24 protein-coding genes, 1 pseudogene and 1 CRISPR repeat array are annotated in these 24191 nt (G+C 48.7%); of the genes and pseudogenes, 13 read left to right on the top strand and 12 right to left on the bottom strand.

Going from position 1 to position 24191, the window contains the following annotated elements; genetic code table 11:
* Positions 1-122 precede the first annotated feature (122 nt).
* Positions 123-1187 (bottom strand): tetratricopeptide repeat protein, encoded by a 1065-nt coding sequence (locus tag NDI33_RS17790; RefSeq protein WP_190673299.1) that lies wholly within the window; start codon positions 1185-1187, stop codon positions 123-125.
* A 255-nt stretch (positions 1188-1442) separates the two neighbouring features.
* Positions 1443-3152 carry a bifunctional 3,4-dihydroxy-2-butanone-4-phosphate synthase/GTP cyclohydrolase II gene (gene ribBA / locus NDI33_RS17785; RefSeq protein WP_339380239.1) on the bottom strand — a complete coding sequence of 570 codons (1710 nt, stop codon included), beginning with the start codon at positions 3150-3152 and terminating at the stop codon, positions 1443-1445.
* A 162-nt stretch (positions 3153-3314) separates the two neighbouring features.
* On the opposite strand from ribBA, the gene NDI33_RS17780 reads away from it, so the two are divergent.
* Positions 3315-3536, top strand: coding sequence for a helix-turn-helix transcriptional regulator (locus NDI33_RS17780; protein ID WP_190673296.1), 222 nt, complete (start codon positions 3315-3317; stop codon positions 3534-3536).
* Between the two features lie 872 nt (positions 3537-4408).
* Positions 4409-5470 (top strand): N-acetyl-gamma-glutamyl-phosphate reductase, encoded by a 1062-nt coding sequence (gene argC, locus NDI33_RS17775; protein WP_190413299.1) that lies wholly within the window; start codon positions 4409-4411, stop codon positions 5468-5470.
* Between the two features lie 360 nt (positions 5471-5830).
* Here argC and NDI33_RS17770 read toward each other — a convergent pair whose 3' ends face one another.
* The gene (locus NDI33_RS17770) at positions 5831-6418 is read right to left on the bottom strand and encodes a hypothetical protein (RefSeq protein WP_190673292.1); all 588 of its coding nucleotides are present in this window, start codon (positions 6416-6418) and stop codon (positions 5831-5833) included.
* 110 nt (positions 6419-6528) lie between these two features.
* Positions 6529-7818: a phosphopyruvate hydratase gene (gene eno, locus NDI33_RS17765; protein ID WP_190529929.1), complete on the bottom strand. Its 1290-nt coding sequence runs from the start codon at positions 7816-7818 to the stop codon at positions 6529-6531.
* A 246-nt stretch (positions 7819-8064) separates the two neighbouring features.
* Between eno and gloA the strand changes: the two genes are divergently transcribed.
* Positions 8065-8496, top strand: coding sequence for a lactoylglutathione lyase (gene gloA, locus NDI33_RS17760; RefSeq protein ID WP_190432239.1), 432 nt, complete (start codon positions 8065-8067; stop codon positions 8494-8496).
* A 300-nt stretch (positions 8497-8796) separates the two neighbouring features.
* On the opposite strand, the gene NDI33_RS17755 is transcribed toward gloA, so the two are convergent.
* Positions 8797-9528: a carbonic anhydrase gene (locus NDI33_RS17755; protein ID WP_190413306.1), complete on the bottom strand. Its 732-nt coding sequence runs from the start codon at positions 9526-9528 to the stop codon at positions 8797-8799.
* Between the two features lie 194 nt (positions 9529-9722).
* Here NDI33_RS17755 and NDI33_RS17750 point away from each other — a divergent pair, with 194 nt between their 5' ends.
* Positions 9723-11156: a carotenoid oxygenase family protein gene (locus NDI33_RS17750; protein WP_190673288.1), complete on the top strand. Its 1434-nt coding sequence runs from the start codon at positions 9723-9725 to the stop codon at positions 11154-11156.
* Positions 11157-11536: 380 nt separating this feature from the next.
* Here NDI33_RS17750 and NDI33_RS17745 read toward each other — a convergent pair whose 3' ends face one another.
* Positions 11537-11767 carry a hypothetical protein gene (locus NDI33_RS17745; protein ID WP_348245653.1) on the bottom strand — a complete coding sequence of 77 codons (231 nt, stop codon included), beginning with the start codon at positions 11765-11767 and terminating at the stop codon, positions 11537-11539.
* A gap of 384 nt (positions 11768-12151) precedes the next feature.
* Here NDI33_RS17745 and miaB point away from each other — a divergent pair, with 384 nt between their 5' ends.
* The 4 genes from miaB (at position 12152) to ndk (ending at position 16089) form a co-directional block, all read left to right on the top strand.
* Positions 12152-13516 (top strand): tRNA (N6-isopentenyl adenosine(37)-C2)-methylthiotransferase MiaB, encoded by a 1365-nt coding sequence (miaB, locus tag NDI33_RS17740; protein ID WP_190673282.1) that lies wholly within the window; start codon positions 12152-12154, stop codon positions 13514-13516.
* A gap of 44 nt (positions 13517-13560) precedes the next feature.
* The gene (locus NDI33_RS17735; protein ID WP_348245652.1) at positions 13561-14154 is read left to right on the top strand and encodes a hypothetical protein; all 594 of its coding nucleotides are present in this window, start codon (positions 13561-13563) and stop codon (positions 14152-14154) included.
* Between the two features lie 122 nt (positions 14155-14276).
* Positions 14277-15407: a D-alanine--D-alanine ligase family protein gene (locus NDI33_RS17730; protein WP_190673276.1), complete on the top strand. Its 1131-nt coding sequence runs from the start codon at positions 14277-14279 to the stop codon at positions 15405-15407.
* Between the two features lie 232 nt (positions 15408-15639).
* Complete coding sequence (ndk, locus tag NDI33_RS17725) at positions 15640-16089, top strand: nucleoside-diphosphate kinase (RefSeq protein WP_190413315.1); 450 nt, start codon at positions 15640-15642, stop codon at positions 16087-16089.
* A 75-nt stretch (positions 16090-16164) separates the two neighbouring features.
* On the opposite strand, the gene NDI33_RS17720 is transcribed toward ndk, so the two are convergent.
* The gene (locus NDI33_RS17720) at positions 16165-16884 is read right to left on the bottom strand and encodes a TerC family protein (RefSeq protein WP_190673273.1); all 720 of its coding nucleotides are present in this window, start codon (positions 16882-16884) and stop codon (positions 16165-16167) included.
* A gap of 254 nt (positions 16885-17138) precedes the next feature.
* Here NDI33_RS17720 and psaM point away from each other — a divergent pair, with 254 nt between their 5' ends.
* Together psaM and NDI33_RS17710 are read left to right on the top strand one after the other, a co-directional pair.
* Positions 17139-17234, top strand: coding sequence for a photosystem I reaction center subunit XII (gene psaM, locus NDI33_RS17715; RefSeq protein WP_190413318.1), 96 nt, complete (start codon positions 17139-17141; stop codon positions 17232-17234).
* A gap of 242 nt (positions 17235-17476) precedes the next feature.
* The gene (locus tag NDI33_RS17710) at positions 17477-17866 is read left to right on the top strand and encodes a hypothetical protein (RefSeq protein WP_190673270.1); all 390 of its coding nucleotides are present in this window, start codon (positions 17477-17479) and stop codon (positions 17864-17866) included.
* 50 nt (positions 17867-17916) lie between these two features.
* Here NDI33_RS17710 and NDI33_RS17705 read toward each other — a convergent pair whose 3' ends face one another.
* The gene (locus NDI33_RS17705; RefSeq protein WP_190673267.1) at positions 17917-18633 is read right to left on the bottom strand and encodes a tetratricopeptide repeat protein; all 717 of its coding nucleotides are present in this window, start codon (positions 18631-18633) and stop codon (positions 17917-17919) included.
* A 465-nt stretch (positions 18634-19098) separates the two neighbouring features.
* Between NDI33_RS17705 and NDI33_RS17700 the strand changes: the two genes are divergently transcribed.
* Both NDI33_RS17700 and NDI33_RS17695 read left to right on the top strand, forming a co-directional pair.
* Complete coding sequence (locus NDI33_RS17700; protein WP_190413324.1) at positions 19099-19563, top strand: hypothetical protein; 465 nt, start codon at positions 19099-19101, stop codon at positions 19561-19563.
* A gap of 10 nt (positions 19564-19573) precedes the next feature.
* Entirely contained in the window at positions 19574-20131 is a 558-nt protein-coding gene (locus tag NDI33_RS17695) for a glutathione S-transferase family protein (protein ID WP_190426881.1), read from the top strand.
* 88 nt (positions 20132-20219) lie between these two features.
* On the opposite strand, the gene NDI33_RS17690 is transcribed toward NDI33_RS17695, so the two are convergent.
* From NDI33_RS17690 to NDI33_RS17680, 3 genes are all read right to left on the bottom strand, one after another.
* Positions 20220-20357, bottom strand: coding sequence for a photosystem II reaction center protein K (locus NDI33_RS17690; RefSeq protein WP_190413748.1), 138 nt, complete (start codon positions 20355-20357; stop codon positions 20220-20222).
* Positions 20358-20595: 238 nt separating this feature from the next.
* Positions 20596-21708, bottom strand: coding sequence for a tRNA guanosine(34) transglycosylase Tgt (tgt, locus tag NDI33_RS17685; protein ID WP_190673265.1), 1113 nt, complete (start codon positions 21706-21708; stop codon positions 20596-20598).
* Positions 21709-21822: 114 nt separating this feature from the next.
* On the bottom strand, positions 21823-22272 hold the full coding sequence (locus NDI33_RS17680) for a hypothetical protein (RefSeq protein ID WP_190432259.1): 450 nt from the start codon (positions 22270-22272) through the stop codon (positions 21823-21825).
* Positions 22273-22593: 321 nt separating this feature from the next.
* Between NDI33_RS17680 and cobS the strand changes: the two genes are divergently transcribed.
* Positions 22594-23397 (top strand): adenosylcobinamide-GDP ribazoletransferase, encoded by an 804-nt coding sequence (gene cobS / locus NDI33_RS17675; protein ID WP_348245651.1) that lies wholly within the window; start codon positions 22594-22596, stop codon positions 23395-23397.
* A 265-nt stretch (positions 23398-23662) separates the two neighbouring features.
* Positions 23663-24066: direct repeats of the CRISPR family, unit length 37 nt; unit sequence GTTTCAACGACCATCCCAACTAGGGGTGGTTTGAAAG.
* Between the two features lie 19 nt (positions 24067-24085).
* Here the strand turns inward: cobS and NDI33_RS17670 are convergent.
* A pseudogene (locus NDI33_RS17670) lies at positions 24086-24191 on the bottom strand (IS1 family transposase); the annotation flags it as partial.

Genomic DNA, 24191 nt, shown 5'->3' with positions numbered 1-24191 from the left:
AAGGGTGTACAAAATTCCAGCGGTGTTTGCGAAAAATAACAACCCTGACCGACTTTCACCTCAGAACGTGGTTGGGATCTGGCAGAAGATGGGCACTGGCTCATTTCGATGACGGAGGCGGTCTATTTTAACTGTCTCAGCAATTGCAATGCCTTTTGAGAGTCAGCGGTTAATCCTTGCTCGGAGAAAAGTCGCGCAGATGCTTGTAAATCCTCAATTGCGCCTCTAGCATCGCCGGTTTCGTAGCGCAGCAGCCCCCGGTTGCCATAAGCTTTAGCAAAGTTGGGAGAAATAGCGATCGCCTCGGTATAGTCGGCAATGGCTGCTTGAGGATTACCGATTTGCTGACGAGCGATCGCTCGATTGTAGTAAGCTGCTGCATTGTTGGGATCGCGCTGGATGGCTTGATCATAATCCGCGATCGCTTCCTTGATATTTCCCAGCCGCCGCCGGACAATCCCGCGATTGTAATAAGCTTCTACTAGATTAGGGTTCAGACCCAGAGCCTTCGTAAAATCAGCGATCGCTTCCTGGGTTTCTCCCAGTTGAACGCGAGCATTCCCCCGATTCACGTAGGCGGCGGCATCCCTAGGCCGAAGCTGAATCGCTTTGCTGTAGTCCTCAACAGCTCCTCTAGGATTTCCTAGGGCACTGCGGGCGTTCCCCCGGTTGTAATAAGCGATCGCATTTTTCTGGTCGAGATTCAGCGCCTTAGTGTAGTCCTCAATTGCTTCCCCATACTTTTTTTGGTCGGCATAAACTACACCCCGGTTGAGGTAGGCATCGGCATTCTGGGGATTTCGCTTCAGCAACTCCGTGTAATCTGCGATCGCTCCCTGATTATCTCCTAGCTTCCGCCTTGCCAACCCTCGGCTGTAGTAGGCTTTAGTCAGGTTGGCATCCTGGCGAATTGCAGCGGTGAAATCATTGAAAGCGCCGCTATAGTTTTCTTGGTTATACTTCTCCATCCCCCGATTGAATAATTCCTCTGCACTCGACTGAGCCACTATAAGAGTGTTAGGGAAAGAGTGCTGAGGAAAGAGTAGGGGCTGAGCCTGTGCATAGATAGCTGTCGTCCCTCCACTAAGTAAGGCGGCAGTTCCTATAACGGTGATAGCTTTATATCCGTAGTGCATCGCTTCATTACTAGAAATTACGGAATTAAGTAACTGGGTGACAATAAACATAACTCAATAAGCCCGTTCATCGTTGATTATGCATGGTAATTTTCAATTTTCCATGAGCGATAAACAGTCCTATCCGTTAAGTTTATTTATCCCAATCTACTTAGACGCTCATCAAGTAAAAGCTCACAAACGTTAGCTGAAAACCTTCCTAACTCTACTCAGTCCTCAGCCCTAACTCTACTCAGTCCTCAGTCCTCAGCCCTCAGTCCTAACTCTACTCAGTCCTCAGCCCTCAGTCCTCAGTCCTAACTCTACTTAGCCCTCACCACTCTGAAAGCTGTAGATTTTCTGGGTTTCTAACTGATGGCAAACTGACGAAGGCAGGGTACTTGCGGGGAAGTTCTGCCGGTCTAGCTGGATTTGTAAGCCTGTCAGGGGGTCTATTCCCGTCGAAACCATAAATTCTAGATATTGCAACTGAGGCCACGCGCTCAAAGCATCCAGAATTTGCGCGATCGCTCGGACGTAAGGATGTCCTGTCTGCTGATACCAATCCGGTGACGCCAGATTCGGTTGGTCAAAACCCAAATGAACAGTTAACGATGGCGTGCCGAACAAAGCGATCCCAACAGGTCGCGTTTCTTCCTGCAACAACAAATCGTGAGTTTTTGCCAAATGCCGCAGTTTCTCTAATCGTTCGTAGCGCTTCGTGACTGACTCCGGCTCATCCTGCCAGTGCAGCGCTACGGTGATTAAATACGTCTGCAACAGCATATGACCCAGCTTTTTCGCTTTGGTCGCTAGATAGATGGAATTATAATCATTCGCCTCAATCAACAGCGGCACCCGATCCACCACTTCTAAGCCATACCCTTTTAAACCTGCAATTTTGCGGGGATTATTCGTAATCAGGCGAATTTTTTTCACTCCCAAATCGTTGAGAATTTGCGCCCCCACCCCGTAATCCCGCAAGTCAGCAGGGAAACCTAAGCGCTCGTTTGCTTCGACGGTATCCAGCCCCATGTCTTGCAACGAGTATGCTTTCAATTTATTAACCAGCCCAATTCCCCGTCCTTCTTGGCGCAGGTAAACCACAACCCCCGACCCGGCATTCTGAATCATTTTCAGCGCCGCTTGCAACTGCATACGGCAGTCGCAGCGCATAGAACCCAAAGCGTCACCCGTGAGGCATTCCGAGTGCATCCGCACCATCACTGAGTGGTCTGAGAACTCGGCTGGGTCTCCCTTGACAATTGCGACGTGTTCGGATTGATCCAGGCTGTTGCGGTAGGCGTAAATTTGAAAATTCCCAAACTGAGTCGGCAGTTCAGCAATCGTCTCCCGGCAGACAAACCGTTCGTGGTTGAGGCGGTAACTAATTAAGTCAGCAATGCTAATAATTTTCAGTTGGTGAGTCTTGGCGTACTCGATTAACTGTGGCAACCGCGCCATCGACCCATCAGGATTTTGAATTTCACAGATCACCCCAGCCGGGTACAATCCCGCCAATCTTGCCAAATCAACACCGGCTTCTGTATGACCGGCTCGTTTCAGGACGCCCCCCTCCCGCGCCCGCAAGGGGAAAATGTGACCGGGACGGCGCAAGTCATTTGGCTGGGTTGCTGGGTTAAGGGCGACTTGTATCGTCACCGCCCTATCCTCCGCTGAGATGCCGGTACGAACTCCCATATTCGGTGCGGCGTCGATGCTGACGGTGAAGGCCGTTTGGTTGCTGTCGGTGTTGTTACTCACCATCAAGGGCAGATCCAGTTCGTCCAAGCGATCGCCTGTCAGCGCCAGACAAATCAAACCCCTTGCATTCACCGCCATAAAATTAATCATGTCGGGCGTGGCGAACTGAGCCGCGCCAATCAAGTCGCCTTCGTTTTCCCGGCTCTCATCATCGACTACTACGACCACCCGCCCAGCCTTCAGGTCTGCCAAGGCGGCGTCAATCGCGTCAAATTTAAACGGTTGGGTTGAAGAAGCGCGATTTTGCGCCTCTTTGCTTTGAGACAATTCCACAGATTAATTAGCGCAATAAACCATAGCTCCAGTATCTCTTTTTGAGAGTAGCCTGTGGGCAGCCCCCAGCGGCGCGATCGCGCGAATTCGACAGCGATCGCTCAAATTGATACTTATCGTCTGTAGACTTATCGTTATCTAAAACAACCTTCTTTCTCAATTATGGCGGCTAATCCCGAACTCGAAAAATTTGGCAAACAACTCCGAAAATTAAGAAAGACACGCGAACTTTCCCACGAAAAATTAGCAGAATTAACCGGGTTACACCGCACTTACATCGGTGGTATTGAGCGGGGCGAGAGAAATGTTTCCCTTGTTAATATCGTCCGTTTAGCAAAAGCTTTAAGCGTATCTCCCTCCGAGTTGCTAAAACAAATTGAATAAATGAATCTCACATTATTAGTTTTTTTAAAGTCATCTCTATGAAAGTAATTCGATTGAAATACAAAATATTACCGTTTTGAGATTAAAATATAAACTTAAAAAATAATTATATAAATAACTAAATCGAGATTCATAGATAGTAACTAAAAAAAAGTGAAATATTCTTTTTTCTCCGTTTCTCTTATCTTCTATATTCTATAGCGTGGACGCCCTCAGCTATGCTCGCTCGCTAAGACGATTCGTTTAAAATATCTCATAGAAATCCCCTCGGACTGCTATAGCGATCCAAATTGAGTTGTGTGATGTCAGCCCTTCAGATCCCCCACTTCGTAAGACTTGTCGAGGATCTCGCCTTCACAACTCATTTATGACTGCTATAAGTAGGAATTAAGGGAAAGAAGAAGGATTCCCTCGCACCTTGCCTAAAAGAGAGTTATGGCGTTAGGTTCAAGTGAGAAGCGCAATATGTCATGATATTGATTTATAACGCTAATTAGACCACGCAGCACCGCCCAAAATATCAATTGGAGCGGTGCTTTTCTATAAGGATAAATTCCCAAAAGAGTCGGTCACTCCCCGAACAGTTGCTCTAGCCAACCTTGAATTCCCCGCAGCTAACCTTGTAACCCTAAATGATGACGCTGATATTTCTACCACCAAATCTTGGTTTTAATACTACAATGCAGCAAAAGTCGCTTTCAGCCATCAGCTTTTAGCAGGACTGAGGAATAAGCAATGACAAAGAAATTCTATTCAGCAACCATTAGGGACATGGCAATGCCGTATCCTGATCGCTCAGTACTGACTTTGGTTGACTGCGCTTTGCTGACCGGTGAGCGTTTAAAATTTAAACTTTTTAGGGAACAAGCATCATGGGTGATTTAGGGCGCGTGCCTGTTGGAATTGTTGGCGCGTCAGGCTATGGTGGTGTGCAACTTGTAAGACTCTTGATGGAGCATCCAGGAGTCGAACTGGTTTACCTAGGTGGTGAGAGTAGCGCTGGAAAGTCATTTTCCGACCTTTACCCCCATTTAGGTCATCGCGTTGACTTAAAGATAGAACCGCTTGATTTAGATACCATTGCCAATCGCTGTCAAGCCGTTTTTCTCTCTTTGCCCAATGGTCTTGCCTATCAGATGGCACCGACGCTAGTGGCGAAGGGTTGCAAGGTGCTGGATTTATCTGCCGATTACCGATTTTCCAACCCGGAAACCTATCAAGCTTGGTACGGTGGAGAACGTCAAGACCGAGAACTCGCAACTACGGCGGTTTACGGCTTACCGGAACTATACCGCGATCGCATTGCTGACGCTCAGTTAGTGGGTTGCGCTGGTTGCTATCCTACCGCCAGTTTGCTAGCACTCTCGCCGCTACTCAAGCAAGGGTTAGTCTTGCCAGAAACGGCGATTATCGACGCCAAATCTGGCACCTCCGGCGGCGGACGGCAAGCGAAAACCAATTTGTTACTGGCTGAGGCAGATAATACGCTTGGAGCTTACGGTGTTGGCGGACGGCACCGACATACCCCCGAAATTGAGCAAGTTTGTAGCGATCTCGCCGGTCACGAAGTTACGGTGCAGTTTACCCCTCACTTGATTCCAATGGTGCGCGGGATTCTCGCAACCGTTTATGCCAACTTGCGCGATCCTGGGTTAGTCCGAGAAGACTTAATTACCATCTTTTCAGCCTTCTACCGTGCTTCGCCTTTTGTCAAAATATTACCAGGCGGCATCTACCCCCAAACGAAATGGGCTTGCGGGACTAATCTTTGCTATATCGGCATCGAAGTTGATCCCCGCACGGATCGGGTCATTGTCATGTCAGCGATTGATAATTTAATCAAAGGTCAAGCTGGTCAAGCTCTCCAATGTCTCAATTTGATGCTGGGTATGGAAGAAACCCTAGGTTTACCTCAACTCGGTTTTTACCCGTAGCGAGCGCCTTTTAGATTTTTGGGTGTTGAGTTGGATGGCTGAGGGATCGTTTTTTCGGAGTCGTCGAATGAGCGGCTGGTGTTGGCAATCAGAGGGGCTTACTGAAGTTAGCTGCGGCGAGAAAAATTTGACGCGATCGCGCGACTCAGTCGCAGCCCAATAAAATATTGGATCGCTAGGTACATACCAAAAACCCGTTTTCTAGTCTAGAAAACGGGTATCTAAAATAATTGGCTGGCAAACAGCGATCGCAGGTCGTAGTATTTATTCACCCCTAATTCCTGGTATGGGGGCATGGCACAAACACGCCCCCACAAAATGTGAATGAGTTTATGTGAAAAAATACTCCAAATGCTTTGATTACGGCACTAATTGAAATGAGCCGAAAAACTTTTGAACTTCCTTGGTATTTGAACCAAGCGTACTGACTTGATACAGCCGCTTGTTCACCAGAAAAATCCGACATTGACCAATAGAACCATCCGAATCTTTATACTTAATTTCTCTGCCGGGACTTCCATGCAGTGAAATTGGGCGCTGAGCGATTAACTTCGCACCATCCGTTATATAACCCTCAGTCGCCGCATCCAAGAGTTCTTCAGCCTCTAGCCGATCGATCTCGTTGGCAAAGTCAGCATAGGAGACTAAAAAGACACCATCCGACGTAGCGGCTGTAAACAAATGCTGCTCAACGTCGCCTTCTTCAGCTTTCTCGGTATGTGTCTCTTCCTCTGGGGTTCCCGGCATTAACACCACAAAGCCCCCTTCAGAGGAAGAAAACTCCTGCCAATCCTCTTGAGCGTCTGGCGTCGTTTCAGCAGCGCCGATGAGCTGACAGTTATTACAGGGTTGGATTTGAAGTAATGGTCTAACTGCTTCGGCGCGGACGGCTGCTGACACGGACAGGGGAGCAAATAGGGTGGCGATCGCCAGGATTTTTAGTTTCATGTTGAGTTGTGCAAAAGTCGGTCAATCCTTTTATAGACAACAGACAAATTGACTGAATTCCTGAACGAGCCACCCGATTATCTGGCACAAACTGCCCGAATTAATCCGCTTTAGCGGGGGCCTAGCCCAATGGTAGCGGCATAAACTGCGCGATCGCCCAATTCATCTTCAATTCGCAGCAGTCGGTTGTACTTCGCCACCCGTTCGCTGCGGCAAAGCGAACCTGTTTTGATTTGTCCGGCTCTCGTAGCTACGGCTAAATCGGCAATCGTGGTGTCTTCAGTTTCGCCGGAGCGATGGCTGATGATTGACCGGAATCCGTTGCGGGTAGCCAGTTCAATCGTTTCTAGAGTTTCCGTAAGAGAACCAATTTGATTGAGTTTAATCAGGATCGAGTTCGCTGCGGCTTGCTCAATGCCTTTTTGCAAGCGGATGGGGTTCGTGACAAAGAGATCGTCGCCGATGAGTTGAACGCGATCGCCCATTTTCTCGGTTAAGAGTTTCCAGTTTTCCCAGTCTTCTTCGTGCAGTCCGTCCTCAATTGAGACAATTGGATACTGTCCCACCAACTTACCCAGATACTCAATAAAGTCAGCCGGGGAGTGAGATGACCCATCGTAAACATACTGCCCTTCTTTATAGAACTCACTGGCAGCAACATCTAGCGCTAGCGCCACGTCTTGTCCGGGTTTATAGCCAGCCTTTTCAATCGCCGCCACTAATAGTTCCAAAGCCGCTTGATTGGACTCTAAATTAGGAGCAAAACCGCCTTCATCGCCAACGCCAGTCAGCAAGTTTTTGTCCTTTAAAACTTTGCTAAGAGCCGCAAACACCTCGGCACCCCAACGCAGCGCTTCTTTAAATGAAGACGCCCCGACTGGCACAATCATAAATTCTTGGAAATCCACGTTATTATCCGCGTGGGCACCGCCGTTGATCACGTTCATCAACGGCACCGGCAGCACATTCGATAAGGGACTACCGAGATAGCGATAGAGCGGCAATTCCAGAGCCGCCGCACCCGCTTTGGCGGTTGCCAGGGAGACGGCGAGGATGGCATTTGCTCCCAAATTCGATTTATTTTCCGAGCCATCCAGCTCAATCATCGTGCGGTCAACTAAAACCTGATCGAGCGCATCCATCTCCAACAACTCAGGAGCAATTTTCTCCTCGACATTCTGGACGGCTTGGAGGACGCCTTTGCCACCGTAGCGGCTGGCATCCTCATCCCGCAGTTCGTGGGCTTCAAAAGTCCCTGTAGAAGCGCCACTGGGAACTTGAGCCAATCCCATCACACCGTTGATCAGATAGACTTCGGCTTCCACTGTAGGACGCCCCCGCGAGTCGAGAATTTCACGAGCCACAATGGCGTCGATGGCAGTATCTGGCGTGTTAATCATTCCGTTTCACCCTTCAGTAGCAAAATTGCAAGTGTCTCACACATCAGCAAACCTTAGATAGGCTTTTTAGCCAGCTGGTTATAGCGGTGGTCATCCCTTGTCGAAAACACCTAGCGTGGCTGAATGTAATATGGTTTCTATGGTGGCGTGGGTTGTTGTGTAAAGATCCCGATCGGGGATTGAAATAGAATACGTCCTGAGCGGACACTCAAACGTCATATTAAAAAGGAATTCGGGATCAAAACGATGCGAATGCTACATACGATGTTGCGAGTCGGCAACCTAGAAGAGTCTTTGAAATTTTACTGCGACGTGCTGGGCATGAAGTTACTGCGCCGCAAAGATTATCCGGATGGGAAGTTCACGCTGGCATTTGTGGGTTACGGTGACGAATCTGACCATACAGTTGTGGAATTAACCTACAACTGGGGCGTAGAGCAGTATAACCTGGGAGATGCCTACGGTCATATAGCTCTTGGCGTTGATGATATTTACGCCACCTGTAACGAAATTAAGGCGCGGGGCGGCAAAGTGTCGCGGGAACCGGGGCCAATGAAGCACGGTTCTACGGTGATTGCCTTTGTGGAAGATCCGAATGGCTACAAGATTGAGCTGATTCAGCTAGGAACTCAAGGATCTGCCCAAAAGCAGGAAACCGCTGAAGCAGCAAGTCGGTAGGTTTTAAAAGTAAGCGATCGCATATTTCTAAACATTTGAGACGTGCGATCGCAGATTTCCTTTTAACGCCGATCAAGTTAGAATTTTTGATCCCAAATTCCTTTTTAATATCAAGACCGTGAGGCGTAATTTTGAAGCCGATAGCCCCCTTAATGTGGAGGCTACAAATTACCATTGCACAAATGAAAGTAAAAATACCTAAAAATCCAACCCCTATTAGAGGCAAGGATTTTCAGGTTGCTGGTTCCTAATAATTGAAATTGCAGATACCAGCAGATAAACGCTTGATAACCCACACCTTTATCTCGCGGCAGAACCTCTGTAAATTCGTTCCGCTTGCTCCGGAGATAACAGCATTGAGGCAATTCGCTCAGGTTTAGGCTCTACAGATTCATCCTGATTGGTGGAAAGTTGACTGTAGAGTGGCAGGTACTCCTGACGAATCGGATCGTATCCCCAAACATCTCCCGTTTCAATGTGATAAATCCAGGCGTGGAGAGACAGTTTGCCTCGGTGAAGTTTAGCGCGAATTGCTGGATAAGTCCGCAGATTTTCGATTTGCGTTAACACGTTCTCAGCAATCGTGGCTTCCAGAAGTTCTTCACCAGAAAGCTCTGTGTAGTTCTCTTTAATCAGCCGACGGGTCGCTTCTGCGTGCTTTAACCAGTCGTGAACCAACGGCATTTCTGCCGCCAAACTGCTCAATTTTAACAGTCCCTTCATTGCACCGCAGTGAGAGTGACCGCAGACAACAATTTGCTGAATATCTAAAGCGTGAACGGCGTATTCAACGCTTGCGCCTTCGCCGCCATTGGTTGCTCCAAACGGCGGAATCAGGTTGCCAGCATTACGGATGACAAACAGTTCGCCGACAGCCGCTTGAGTAATCAAATTCGGATCGATGCGAGAATCAGAGCAGGTGATGAACAGTACCCTCGGTTTCTGACCGTGAGCGAGTTGCTCAAACAATTCCTGGTGTTCGCTGAAGTAGTTGCTTTGAAACTCACGCAGCCCTCTAATCAGTTTCTTCATATAAAGCCAATTTTTGCTCTAGCGATCGCGATCCCTTCCCTGTAAATCATAGGATGCGAACCGACACGTCGGCGTTTTGCGATCGCACTTCCTCTCATATAGCAGCACGCCCGCAAGATCGTTCACACTCAAGAAAGACCTTGCTTAACATTACTTAATTTTATCCCCATTCTGTAGCGTTCTATTCCTGAACTATGACCACAGCCACGAAACCGTCAACCCGTAAAGCTTGGGCAAATGCGATCGCCCAACCTGCACAAGAATTTCCCCTGACTCCCCTCCCGCTCCTTTCCGGCAACATACCGGAAGGTTTGCGCGGCACCCTCTACCGCAACGGCCCAGCCCGTTTAGAACGTGGCGGCATCCGGGTGGGACACTGGTTTGATGGGGATGGTGCAATTCTAGGAGTGCATTTCAGCGATGCTGGTGCCTCTGGTGTCTATCGCTACGTTCAATCAGAGGGGTACCAAGAGGAAGCCAAAGCGAATCAATTGCTCTATGGCAACTATGGCATGACCGCACCAGGCCCCGTTTGGAATCAATGGTTCAAACCGATTAAAAATGCCGCCAATACCTCGGTACTCGCTTTGCCGGATAAACTGCTGGCACTGTGGGAAGGCGGCAAACCCCACGCCCTCGATCTGCAAACCCTGGAAACTTGGGGATTAGATAATTTATCGGGACTGAGTGACGGATTACATTATTCCGCTCATCCCAAGCGCGACGCCCAGAGTGGGGAAATTTTTAACTTTGGGGTTTCACCCGGACGGAATGCAACGCTGAATATTTATAAAAGTGACTCCACAGGCAGGATTCTGCAAAAGGCGGCAGTTCAACTAGATGGCATCCCAATGGTGCATGATTTTGTCCTCGCTGGGCAGTATTTAGTCTTTTTCGTGCCGCCAGTGCGAGTGAACGTGCTGCCGTTGCTAACAGGCATAACCAGCTATAGCGATGCGCTGGAGTGGCAACCCAACCTCGGTACTCAGTTTTTGGTTTTTGACCGCGAAACCCTATCGTTGGTGAGTCGTGGCGAAACTGAACCCTGGTATCAGTGGCACTTTGCGAACGGCTATGTAGATACCAGCGGATCGGTGATTGTGGATGTTGTCCGCTACGAAGACTTTCAGACCAATCAGTATCTCAAGGAAGTCGCGACGGGTGAAACCCGGACTCCTGCCAAGAGTACGCTGTGGCAAATCCATCTCAACCCGGCAAGGAGTCAGGTAACAAGCATCCAAGAAGTCTTAGATCGGCACTGTGAGTTCCCGGTTGTGCCACAACACCTGGTTGGTCAAGCTTCGCCCCATACTTATCTATCGGTACATCGGCAGGGTGTAGAGATTAGCCAAGAACAATTTGGCGCGATCGCTCGTTTTGACGCTAAAACTGGCACCCTAGAGGAAGCCGATTTGGGAGAGAATCGTTATCCCTCAGAACCCATCTATGCCCCGGATGCCCTGAATCCCGAACAGGGTTGGGTGTTAACGGTGGTGTATGACGGCAACACCGACACTAGCGAAGTCTGGGTTATGAATAGCGATCGCCTTTCGGAGCAACCTGCGTGCCGTTTGGGATTACCTAGTGTGATTCCCCATAGCTTCCACGGCACCTGGAAACCAGCCTAGGGTTCTATCAACCTTGTTTTGAAGTCTCTTGTAGGGGCACAGAGCAAGAGTGCCTCTACAGATCCTCAAAACAGGATTGACACTGCACTCAAAGCGAGATCGCCTTTTTCCATCATCCGGCGACTCCAGCATCAACCCAGATGAGCGCCCTCTTCGCTGATTTCCAGAGTTACATCTACAATTTTTTGGCTAAGTAATTATCTGAATTTTTCCAAAATAAGCCAAAGTAGCTGGCTCCAAAAAGATAATATAAAAACCCCGTTTTCTTGAATAAAACGGGCTTTTATAACTTGGCGATTATTTGGCTGATGTTGACTATTTTAATCCTCACAGAAAATAGAAAAACCGACCTGAAAAACTGGGTAAAACTGGGTTGGCTTCTATGTCAAATTCAGATAAAACAACCCCCTCATAGCGGCTTCAGAATTTCCTCTTCCTCGTCGTCCGCTACCGCGATGGGCACTGTCATGCCTGGAATCATGAGTAAATAAGTGTTTTTGAGCTGAGTCTAATTGCTGCAAATTTTCCGAGCGATCCCGTAGGTTTGGTAAATTCACCGCTAAACCAGTAACTAACAGGCTTGATAAGAGGAGGGAGCTGTAAAGGCGCATAGTAGATGTCTCGTCAGAGCTTCTATTGCCTGATTCGGACTCTCTGATGCATAATCAGGATAAAATTGCAAAAGAATGTGAATAACTGACTTTAGAATGCTGTAATTTATTTCTTAATTCGTAGAATAAAAGTCCTACTTTGTTGCCGCAATTTTTTACAACCATCAGAAAATATATGGCTCTTGCCTGAAGGGGCAAGAACGCCAACTCACTGCTGCTGGGGCACCGTCGGAGCGATTGTTAGATGTAAAGAGCTGAGAGCGATCGCAATGCTTACGGGCAGTTCTGGCAGTTTTAGATGTAAAGACGCGATAGCTGTATTCTCCAGATAGGTACTATAGATATACAGTTCCGATTACTTTCATTGATTTGTTGTAGCCGTCCATGACCACTTCTCCCCGCCGGTATCACATCACCACCTTTGGCTGCCAGATGAACAAAGCCGACTCAGAGCGTATGGCTGGCATTCTGGAAAATATGGGCTTTGAATGGTCAGAAGAACCTGAAAATGCAAACCTGATCCTCTACAACACCTGCACCATCCGGGATAACGCCGAGCAAAAAGTTTATTCCTACCTAGGCAGACAGGCGAAGCGCAAGCACGAGCAACCAGATTTGACACTGGTGGTTGCTGGTTGCGTCGCTCAGCAGGAAGGGGAAGCACTGTTGCGGCGGGTGCCAGAATTAGACTTAGTAATGGGACCGCAACACGCCAATCGCCTCCAAGATTTGCTGGAACAAGTTTTCAATGGCAATCAGGTAGTGGCGACTGAGGCAGTTCATATCATTGAAGACATCACCAAGCCGCGCCGCGACAGTAAAGTGACAGCTTGGGTGAATGTAATTTACGGCTGCAATGAACGCTGTACGTACTGCGTGGTTCCAAGCGTTCGCGGCGTCGAGCAATCGCGGACTCCAGAAGCGATTCGCGCCGAAATGGAGGAAATAGCGCGGCAAGGATATAAGGAAATCACCCTGCTGGGGCAAAATATCGACGCCTACGGACGGGATTTGCCTGGAATCACGGCAGAAGGGCGACACCAGAATACGCTCACAGACTTGCTTTATTACGTTCATGATGTGCCGGGAATTGAGCGGATTCGGTTTGCCACCAGCCATCCCCGCTATTTCACCGAACGGTTAATTCGAGCTTGTGCCGAATTGCCCAACGTGTGCGAACATTTCCACATTCCCTTCCAGTCGGGAGATAACGACATTCTGAAGGCAATGGCGCGGGGTTATACCCATGAGAAATATCGCCGCATCATTGACACGATTCGCCGGTATATGCCAGATGCCTCGATTAGTGCGGATGCGATTGTCGGCTTTCCGGGAGAAACCGAGGAACAGTTTGAGAATACGCTGCGACTGGTGGACGAGATTGGTTTTGACCTGTTAAATACGGCAGCTTATTCTCCGCGTCCGGGAACACCCGCAGCCTTGTGGGAGAATCAGCTGAGCGAACAGGTGAAAAGCGATCGCCTTCAACGTCTCAATCACTTAGTTTCAATTAAAGCGGCTCAAGCGTCCCAGCGTTACTTCGGTCGCATCGAAGAAGTCTTGGTAGAAGATCAAAATACCAAAGATCCCACCCAGGTGATGGGACGTACGCGGGGCAACCGTCTCACCTTCTTTACCGGCAACATTGCCGAACTCAAAGGTCAAGTGGTGAAAGTCAAAATCACCGAAGTTCGCGCGTTTAGTTTGACCGGGGAACCATTGGAAGTGCATCAGCCAGTGCCGGTATAAGATTTTTAGGTGGATCGGAGGATTTCGCGGTGCTAGCATCTGCTATGAAAACATTTATCACCTTGTGGAAACTTGAAGTAAGCTCCCGCCTCCCACTCCTCCGGCGAGACTTGCAAGAAGCGGTTTATCTTCCCCCTCGCATTGCTTACACTTTATACAACGCGCTGATATTGGTGTATTGGACGGCAATTGCTACGGGAAGCATTGCTTGGTTGACTTGCCGCTTTACTTACTTACTCGGTGTTAGCACTCGTCAACTGATTCTTCCTAAACAGGAACCGCTTCAGCTCAAGGGTAAAAAACCCCCGGTTCAGGCGATTCAGACTGGCACCGCCACGGCACCCCTCCCCACCGCTAAACCAAGCATCCAGGCTTCCACCGCCACAACCCCAGTCCCCACGGCAATACCCACCATTCAGCCTCCCACAAACACGACGCCAGTCGCTCGCGCACCTCTAGCCGTGGAAAAAATCGCACTGAGCGAGTTGACCACTACGGCGGCTCAAAAGGTCAAAGCAGCAAATCCCGATCGGGTCGTCCTGGCGCGACCTTGGGGCAGAGGATGGCGGATTGCCGTGCTGGAGCCGGAAGAAGCGATGACTGTCCAACGTCCCTGGAAACTCGTTGTCCGCTCCTGAGCGAGGCAAATAACACTGGCATCATAAGAAAGAGGGTTGAGGGAGTTTCCGTATCGGAGTTTGTCTCACGCCTCTAGGCTGTAGTAAACTATCGGCGGTGTGCAGTGTCAGGAATATCCGAAATGAATAAAATGCGGGTGGGATTGCTGTTTGGGGGCTGTTCGGGAGAACATGAAGTTTCGCTAAGTTCGGCACGGGCGATCGCGCAAGCTTTGAGTGCCGACCAAAACAGCGCTAAGTACGAACTCCTGCCTTTCTACATCCACAAAGATGGACGTTGGCAAGCCGGGGAAGTGGCTCAACAAGTTTTAGCATCTGGAAGACCCCCGGAATCCCAACTGGCCTCAGAAAATTCTCCGCAACAATTACCCAGTAACGAAAACGCATCACCGAATACCGAACTTACGATCCCATCGCCAGACCTCAATCGTTGGCAATCTCCCCCCCAAGCTGCTGAGGTAGATGTCTGGTTTCCCATCCTCCACGGCCCGAATGGGGAAGATGGCACCATTCAGGGAATGCTTAAATTAATGCAAGTGCCTTTTGTCGGGACTGGGGTTTTAGGTTCTGCGATGGGAATGGACAAAATTGCCATGAAAATGGCATTCGCCAATGCAGGATTGCCTCAAGTGAAATACATCACCGTTAATCGCTCGCAAGTGTGGTCGAATCCCTGTGTTTTCCCCAAGCTTTGCGAACAAATTGAAGCGACACTCGGTTATCCCTGTTTTGTGAAACCGGCGAATTTAGGTTCATCGGTGGGAATTTCCAAAGTGCGATCGCGTGCTGAGTTAGAAACCGCCCTCGATAACGCTGCCAGCTACGACCGTCGCTTAATTGTGGAAGCAGGCGTGGTGGCGCGGGAGTTAGAATGTGCCGTTTTGGGGAATGACAATCCCAAAGCTTCTGTCGTTGGAGAAATTACCTTTGACAGTGATTTTTACGACTACGAAACGAAGTACACCGAGGGACGCGCGGATTTAGCGATCCCAGCGAGAGTGCCAGATGCCGTTGCCACTCAAATCCAAGAAATGGCTCTTCAAGCGTTTGCCGCAGTTGATGGGGCTGGTTTGGGGCGGGTGGACTTTTTCTACGTTGAAGCCACTGGCGAAGTATTGATTAATGAAATTAATACCATGCCTGGTTTCACGGCAACGAGTATGTATCCCCAACTTTGGGGGGCGACGGGTGTTGCTTTCCCAGAATTAGTCGATCAACTGATTCAATTAGCCTTAGAACGTCATAACGGGTAGATCGGCAGCAATTCATTTAAACTTTTAACGCAAAGGTAGGCGAAGGAAACCGCAAAGGAACGCCAAGAGGGATTTGGGTGAGATGCTCAATTTGGCAGTGTCAACGCGGTGGGAATTTACTTAAAGTTGATCTTCATATCCTTTTGCGTAAACCTTTGCGCCCTTTGCGTTAAAAAGCCTTCTAGTCTAATCTGTGTTTTGTATCAGTTTGTAAAATCTAAAGGAGATAAACTTGGAACGGACATTTGTCATGGTCAAGCCTGATGGTGTACAGCGCAACCTCGCGGGTGAGGTCATCCGGCGCTTTGAAGCCAAAGGTTTTACTCTGGTTGGCTTAAAGTTGATGAGTGTGAGCCGGGAACTGGCAGAGCAGCACTATGACGTACACCGAGAAAGACCGTTTTTTGCGGGTTTGGTCGAGTTTATCACCTCTGGCCCAGTAGTCGCGACGGTATGGGAAGCCGATGGAGTGGTCGCAGCCGCTAGAAAAATGATTGGGGCGACTAACCCACTGACCGCTGAACCGGGTACAATTCGCGGCGATTATGGAGTCAGTATTGGTCGCAACCTCATCCACGGTTCCGACGCTATCGAAACCGCGCAGCGCGAGATTGCTCTGTGGTTTAAAGATGAAGAACTTGTTAGCTGGAAGCCCAGCTTGACTTCCTGGATCTACGAGTAAATCACCAACGGCTAATCGCGAACGGCGCTTAAAGAATGTGCCATCGGCGATTAGCCATTTTCAATCTTTTTTCGCCTAACGCTTTTGCTCTTCCTTCTGCTGAATCTCTACGGTTTGCTCAGCGGGGACGCGCTGAGCAAATCCCCAGGCAAATATCACCCCAATACAGGCAATGGTTAACCACTCTGGCGGCACCAAATCTGGCTGAATCGCTTTGCAGAGCAATCGCAATCCTACAAGGGCAACGGTGATATAGCCAGCATCCTGAAGATGGACAAATTCATCGAGCCAACGGATGAATAAGCCAGCCATAAACCGCAGCGTAATCACTCCAATCGTACCTCCGGTGAGAACCAGCCAGGTATCTTTAGAAATTGCGATCGCTGTAGTGACGCTATCGAGGGAAAAAGCTAAATCGGTGACGGCGATTATCGGAATTGCATGCCATAGAGAAGCAAATCGCGGCCCATGATGTTCCTGAGCTTCCCCTTCATCGGAAGTAAAATACTGAAACACCAGCCAAAGCAGATAGAGTGCCCCTAATAACTCAAACTGCCAGAACTGAATTACCCAGGTTGCTGTCAGAATCAAAGTGATTCGGAGGATGTAGGCAACTGCTAATCCGAAGTTGAGGGCGCGACGCTGGAGCGTGCTGTCTTCTAAGCCTTGGGCAATAGCTGCTAGGGCGATCGCGTTATCCGCTGACAGCACTGCCTCTAATACAACTAGAACAAGCAGTACAAGGGGAGCTTCAAGTCCCGGATTGAGCGGAGAGTTCAGGATTTGGTCTAGCATTCACGCAAGCTTCAAACTGGAACTATCAAACTAAAAGCAAAAATTAACTGGCTAAATTGTGCCAAAATGATTGCTGTCTTAATTAAGCTTAACCTTTGTCGGGAAAAATTAGTCGAAAATTCCATTCAGCAAGCCAAACAATGGAGCTAGAATTTTTACGCGGCTGTGTTGCATCTTGTTACAAGATGTTTATATTGGGCATAATTTAGCCGAAATTGTTGAACTATAAACCTGAAATAAGGAGTTGGTAAACGATGTCGATATCCGATACCCAAGTGTATATTGCTTTAGTTGTGGCGCTGTTTGCTGGCATCATGGCATTCCGGCTATCAACGGAACTGTACAAGTAGATGTCACCCCTTGCTAGGGACTAGCCGCTGATGGCAAGAGAGAGTGAGGGAATGACAGGGCTTTAGTACACATCGGCTCCCCTTCTCCCGCTCCCTCTTCCCCTGGTTTCTAGTCCTTAGCATCCAATCCCTAGCTTCTTAATTCACTTGCAGCAACTCTAGGCAGGGGTACCTCCCTTAAAGCCTTTGACATCTATCGACAGACATAGTGGCGCTTGCGTCCAGAGTGGTATCCTGACACCATGAATGCTATTGAACCCTCACAACCTCATCAGCAACCGGCACCAAACAGCCGGATAGTTCCTCGGACGCGGCGACAACCGCGACGCCATCCTAAGCGAGCGATCGCGATAGAAACGACAGCTAAATTAGCAGTAAATGTAGTGCTTTCATCGGCAGCGATCGCCGCTCTCGTGCAACTTTTGCCTTATCACCTGTCCCAGCAAGCAAAGCTAGGAGAAATCCGACAAGAAGTGAAGCGCACAGAAAAACGAGTCAATCGTTTAAGTAATAACTTCAGCCGCTACTTCGATCCCCAGCAAGCCAAAAGCGTGATGCAGGAACAAAGCCATCGAGTTGATCCTTCTCAGCGTCCAGTTGTGTGGCTGGATAACAATACGACTGATGAGTAAAAATTCAAAATATTTTGAATTTTGAATTTTTTTGAATTTTAAATGGTTCCTCAAGCGCTGATAGGTTTCAGCAGTTGGTTCATCCAATTTTCGACTTGCAAGCGCAAGCGTCCGGCAGAACCAAAAGGAGCAAGCACAGCCAAAGCGTTTTGATAATCAGCGATCGCGCAGTTCCAGTCGCCGTGCAGATGATGGGTACGACCCCGCTCTGCGTAGATATTCCCTTGTAGCTGACCTAATCTCAGCACTAGGTCAAAATTTTCTAACGCCAAGTCGTAAAGTCCCAGATCCCGAAAGGTGATCCCTTGGTTAATCCAAGCCCGAACGTTACCAGGGTTAAGATCCAGGGTCATCTCGTAGTCCGCGATCGCTTCTGCCAACTGTCCTAAAGAAGCGTAGTAGTTGGCGCGATTGTTGTAAACACTGTCCAAGTGGGGATCGAGTTCCAACGCCGTGTTATAGTCGGCGATCGCTTGCTCCTTTTGACCGTTCTGGAAATAAATCAACCCCCGGTTGTTATAGTCAGTGGCACTGCTGGGGTTTAGTTCGATCAGAGTCGTCAGGATAGCGATCGCGGCGTTGCGATCGCCATGTTGAGCTTTTTCCTTTGCTAAAGCACGTAGAGACCGAAGGGATTGGTTCTGGTGTCCTCCAGATACCGAGGTGACTAGATTAAAACGCCTTGGAACTGTGCCGGTGGTCGATGAAACCGGCGAACCGTTTTGGTGTTTTGCCTGGTCTTGAAAATTGATTGCGCGAGCGTTCATAATCATCCTCAAGGGTACCTTGGACTTCTCTGGAATCTACTTTAGCGGCTTCCTATTCGTTGCCGGGGTGTTCTGTGTCACTGCTTAAAGCGTCTTCCAGCACTGGAGCGATCTCCTATACCTTCAGTTCGGTTTAAATGTCCTTTAGGAAATCTACAGCCCCAATCCAGAGCATTACTGAAACTATCTGTAGAGACTCCTTTAATCTCGTATTTACCCGTCTAGGAGAACTGACGACTGTGAAGCTTGCAGGATTGGCATAGGAAAAAATTATGGATTTTGAGCGGGGGATGCGAGGGGTGAAAATCCTACAACCATGCAAAGGTGCAAAAGAGCAGGGAAAATTGAAGCGATGCTCCCCATTACACCTCTCCCCACTGCCCCAACTGAATGGATGCTGGTAGAATGCAAGCGATACTTACGCCCTCCCGTCGGTGTTTGGCAATCGTTCCTTAAAACGGTCTTATGACAACTGCAACTTCTTATCCCAATGCTCCCGATCTCAGCGAAAATGACTACCTGCTACTTGGCTTAGCCACTTGTTTCTTCAAGGAAGATGGCGAAGTCCAAGAAGTCAACATTATTGAACCCATCCCATCAGCTGCTCTGGAAGCACTTCTGAAAGGGATTCCGACCTCCTACAAGATGGCTGTTGCGACCACAATGGGTGCAGTGATCGTCGGCGATAACCTCTACAAGCCAGCAGATTTTCCAGAAGAGGCGCAATTTAGCGATGAGTTCACTTTTCGGGCGATCGCATCTGTTCGCACCTATAAGAACAAACCAGAGGCCAAATCTCATATTCCTCTGGGCACTACCCGCAATGACTTTAACTATTCTGTCGAACGCAAGCGAGTACTGAATGCTCAGCGCGTTGTCCGCAAAGAAGACAACGTGAAACAACACTCTCACACCCATAAAGTCCTTTAGGATATCTGCGATGTTGAAACTGTATGGCGGTGCCCGTAGTCGGGCATCCATTGTTAAGTGGTATCTTGAAGAGTTGGGCGTTCCTTACGAATTCGTCCAGCTCGATATGCAGGCAGGCGCTCATCTCCAACCAGAGTTTCTGGCAATTAACCCGATCGGAAAAGTCCCGGCAATTGTTGATGGAGATTTTAAACTCTGGGAGTCAGGGGCGATTCTGCTGTATCTCGCCCAAAAGTACGGCAAGATGCCAGCCACTCTGGAGGAACAAGCACAAACCACCCAATGGGTAATATTTGGCAATGCCACTTTGGGACCAGGGATTTTTGTGGAAGCAAGTCGGGAACGCGAAACGCCTAAGTTGCTGACACCGCTGAATGAAATTTTGGCAGGGCAACCATTTTTATTAGGCGAGGAACTAACGGTCGTCGATGTAGCAGTAGGGTCGATTCTGGCTTATATACCCATGATGCTGAAGCTCGACCTGAGCGAATATCCAGCAGTTGTTACCTATATCCAGCGACTCTCGGAACGTCCTGCCTTTCAGAAAGCAATGGGATCGCAGGGTTAAAAAAGTTTTAGGGATCGGCCTTGTGCCTACCCTGAATCATAAAAGGGCACCCACGTGGGTGCCCTTTCAATTTTTTGGCAGTTCGGGTTTAGCGGAAACCCACAGATGCTTGCCAAACGAAAGCCAACAACAAGAAGAACACGGGGATGATCGGGAGAACGTCTACCAGGGGGTCAAAGAAGGAATAAGCTTCCGGCAGTTTTGCCAACAGCAGTGCTGCTTCCATATTTAAAATCCACCTTTCCAACACAGTTTTAAGAATTGACAAGTATCTTAACATGACTCGGCTGTTAGCTGGACGCGATTTCAGCCTACATGGAAAATTTACTTTTACTAAACGGTGGCGATCGCTCTTGACGATCCTCGACCGCTAAAATTCCCCAAAATTGCGATCGCTATCTCTAAAAAGGCCGACTCGATCCGAAAGACGTTTACGCTCATGCTTAAAGTTTTTTAATTTTTAATTATTCTGTTGGAGTGTCTAGCCAGTGACCAAATTCCGTGACAAAGCGATCGCCTAAAATTGCTTCCCGGATTCGTTGGGTAAACCGAATCAATTCAGTAATGTTGTGAATTGAGAGTAAGGTGTAACCGAGGATTTCTCGCGTTCGCACTAAATGACACAAGTAAGCGCGACTGAAGTTCTGGCAGGTGTAGCAAGGACAACTCGCATCCAGGGAAGTGAAATCTTCTCTGTACTGGGCGTTTTTCAAATTCCAGCGTTCTCCCTGTACCATCACAGTACCGTGACGCGCCCAGCGAGTGGGTATCACACAGTCAAATAAATCGATACCCGCAGCGATCGCTTGTGCCATTTCTCGATAAGTGCCCACACCCATCAGGTAACGAGGCTTTTCGGCGGGTAACACTGGCGCAGTCGCCCGCACAATCTGGTGAATCAGTTCCGCCGGTTCTCCCACGCTGACGCCGCCAATCGCGTATCCTGGCAAATTTAACTCCGCTAATGACTCAGCAGCCGCAACTCGCAAATCCAGGTAAACGCCACCTTGAACAATCCCAAACAAAGCTTGCTCATTCGGACGTTGGTTAGCATTTATACATCGTTCCAGCCACCGATAAGTCCGCTCTGTTGCCGCCATGACTTCTGAGCGCTCCGCTGGATAAGGCGGACACTCATCAAATGCCATAATGACATCTGCTCCCAGTTCGTTCTGAATTTGGATTGACCGCTCCGGCGTTAGATGAATCATCCGCCCATCGCGGGGAGAGCGAAAAGTTACACCCTCTTCAGTAATTTTCCGCAACTCGCTCAAGCTAAACACCTGGAAGCCGCCAGAATCTGTCAGCATCGGCTTCTTCCAGCCCATAAAGCGGTGCAGCCCACCTGCACCCGCCACAATTGCTTCTCCAGGTTGCAAGTGGAGGTGAAAGGTATTCGCCAAAACCATTTGGGCACCCGTTGCCTCCAGCTGATCGATTGTCACAGATTTGACAGTCGCCAGCGTCCCTACCGGCATAAACTTAGGTGTTTCTACTAAGCCATGTGGTGTCAAAAAAGTCCCGGCTCGTGCCTGCGTATGGCGACAACGCGCCTGACATTGAAACGAAAATCCCACTTACTTTAGCTGCGAGTTCTACTAACAATAGTCTTTAGTCTTTAGTTTTTAGATGATTAGTCGATTTTTATTGACTAATGACTGATGACTAACGACTTCCTAACTAAAGATTACTTAGAATAAGCAATCGTCGTCGTCAAGTTGGACATCCCACTTAGCAGACAGAACTTGTGTCACCATTGCTTCTAAAGCAGCGGCGTTAATGATCGGCGTGCTTTGCTCTTGGAGTGGGCTAGAAAGTGGTATCAAACGTAACTGACGATGATCTTGAATCAAGTCAAAATAAGATTCCTGTTCGCTCGACTGGTGCAGTTGCAGATAATCAAAACTATGGACGTTAAGATAGATTGCCTGGTTAGCAATCATCGTAGACCGCTGTGGTTCAGCAAATACGTCCAGTACGCATCCTTCGCCCTCGCTCTGAACTTTGCCATCGAGGGTGTGGATGTAGCGAACGCGACCTAGATCGGTCAACAGTCGTCGCATATCTTGTTTATTAACAATAATGCCGCTGTCAATAATACATGGAGCCGGTAAGTGGGGCGGAGATTGGTCATAAGTCATGGGAACAGCCTCTGGTTCAAACAAGCCCGATCTTGCCTGGTCGCTGCGTAGATGCAACAGAATAATGCGATATACACTACTTAGGGAAGTAGGTAGCTTTCATAACCTAATGGTATACGCGCTTTGGGCAAGAATCCGAATCCTTACGGCATACGCATTCGACGGTTATGGCGAACGCGAACACTCAGCAAAGCGCGAGGAGCCTAACGGCATACGCCTATGGCAATCGGAACTGCTACGAGACAATCTTAGCCCAACATTTCTCCCCTGTTCATACGCTAATCTGCTGAATTTGTTATTGAAAAGTCATTAAGTTTGTTTGTGGTGCAAATTTTCTCATTTTGGAAAGGATTTCTGGGTGCGATCGCGTTTTACACCTGTATTCCGATTCCATCTGGATGGACATTAGAATTTCGCGGCATTGCGCGTTGGGCACCTTTGGTGGGTTTATTTATTGGAGGGTTACTCGCTCTTCTGGATACTTGTTTTCAACTGCTGGGTGTCCCAATGCTGACTCGCTCTGCAATGGTCGTTGTTGCTTGGATTGCCCTCACCGGGGGTCTGCATCTGGATGGGGCTATGGATACAGCAGATGGACTGGCAGTGCAGGATTTTTCTTCGGACGAGCTACGCGAACGGCAGCGGCGTTTAAAGGTGATGGCAGATAGCGCCACGGGTGCCTTTGGAGCGATGGCAGCGATCGCGCTGCTGCTATTAAAAACATCTGCTCTGAGTGACTTAGAATCTTATCGGTGGCTGGCACTAATGGTATCGGCAGGATGGGGAAGGTGGGGACAAGTGGTAGCGATCGCTTGCTATCCTTACCTCAAAGCGGAGGGTAAAGGTGCCTTCCATAGAGAATCCATTCGGACGCCTCAAGACATCCTGCTGGGATTGCTAGTGCTATTTGCCCTGATGGGATTACAGATCGTCCTATCGCCGACTCGGTGGCTCGCAGCGGTGGGAACAGCCGCCGCAGGATGCGCGATCGCGTTTTTAACAGGAGTCTGGTTTCACCGCCAGCTAGGCGGTCATACCGGCGATACCTACGGAGCAGTTGTAGAGTGGACAGAAGCTTTGTTATTGTGCGCGATCGCTAGCCTCTACTCTCACTTTTCCGGCTAAGTTCTCTGTCGCAAGTTGCCAAGCCTTACATAGAAATTCCAATTTCAGCCAACGGCGTCAGAAAACTTGAATCCCAATTGAGGTTTTTTTCGATATTCCAAGTCCCCTTGTAAAAATGCCTGCCACTGCCTCAACTGCCCAAGCCACTGCGAATCATTTCGGCAAATTGGATGATTTAGCCTTAACGACATCCCTAATTGTCAAAGCGACATTCATCTATCAACGATGACATTTAATGAGTCACTGTACAGAATGCGTCTGCTACGTTTCAACGACCATCCCAACTAGGGGTGGTTTGAAAGCAATATGTAGGCACCACAGAACGCCGTTGGGTACTTAAGTTTCAACGACCATCCCAACTAGGGGTGGTTTGAAAGACAAAAAGTTTACTTATGAAGAGCTTGCCGATTTAAGTTTCAACGACCATCCCAACTAGGGGTGGTTTGAAAGCCTGCCCGCGAACGCAAGCTACCCACCACCAAGCCCGTTTCAACGACCATCCCAACTAGGGGTGGTTTGAAAGATATTTTTCACTGGTTATTGCCAGTGGGTGCCGATCGAGTTTCAACGACCATCCCAACTAGGGGTGGTTTGAAAGAAGTTGTTATCGGACATTCGGACGTATATGTATTGTTTCAACGACCATCCCAACTAGGGGTGGTTTGAAAGGGTAAAGGATTTGGTAGTGCTAAAGATGTAAGGATGCATTGTAGTGGTGAACGAAGTACCAAATTGCCCCGATATGGTTCTCCAACTTCTAAGAATTCGATAACGTCTTCCTCACTAAACGCGAT

The sequence above is a fragment of the Trichocoleus sp. DQ-A1 genome (assembly GCF_039961955.1).
Lineage (GTDB): Bacteria > Cyanobacteriota > Cyanobacteriia > Cyanobacteriales > FACHB-T130 > FACHB-T130.
This window is presented reverse-complemented; position numbering and strand designations above follow the sequence as displayed.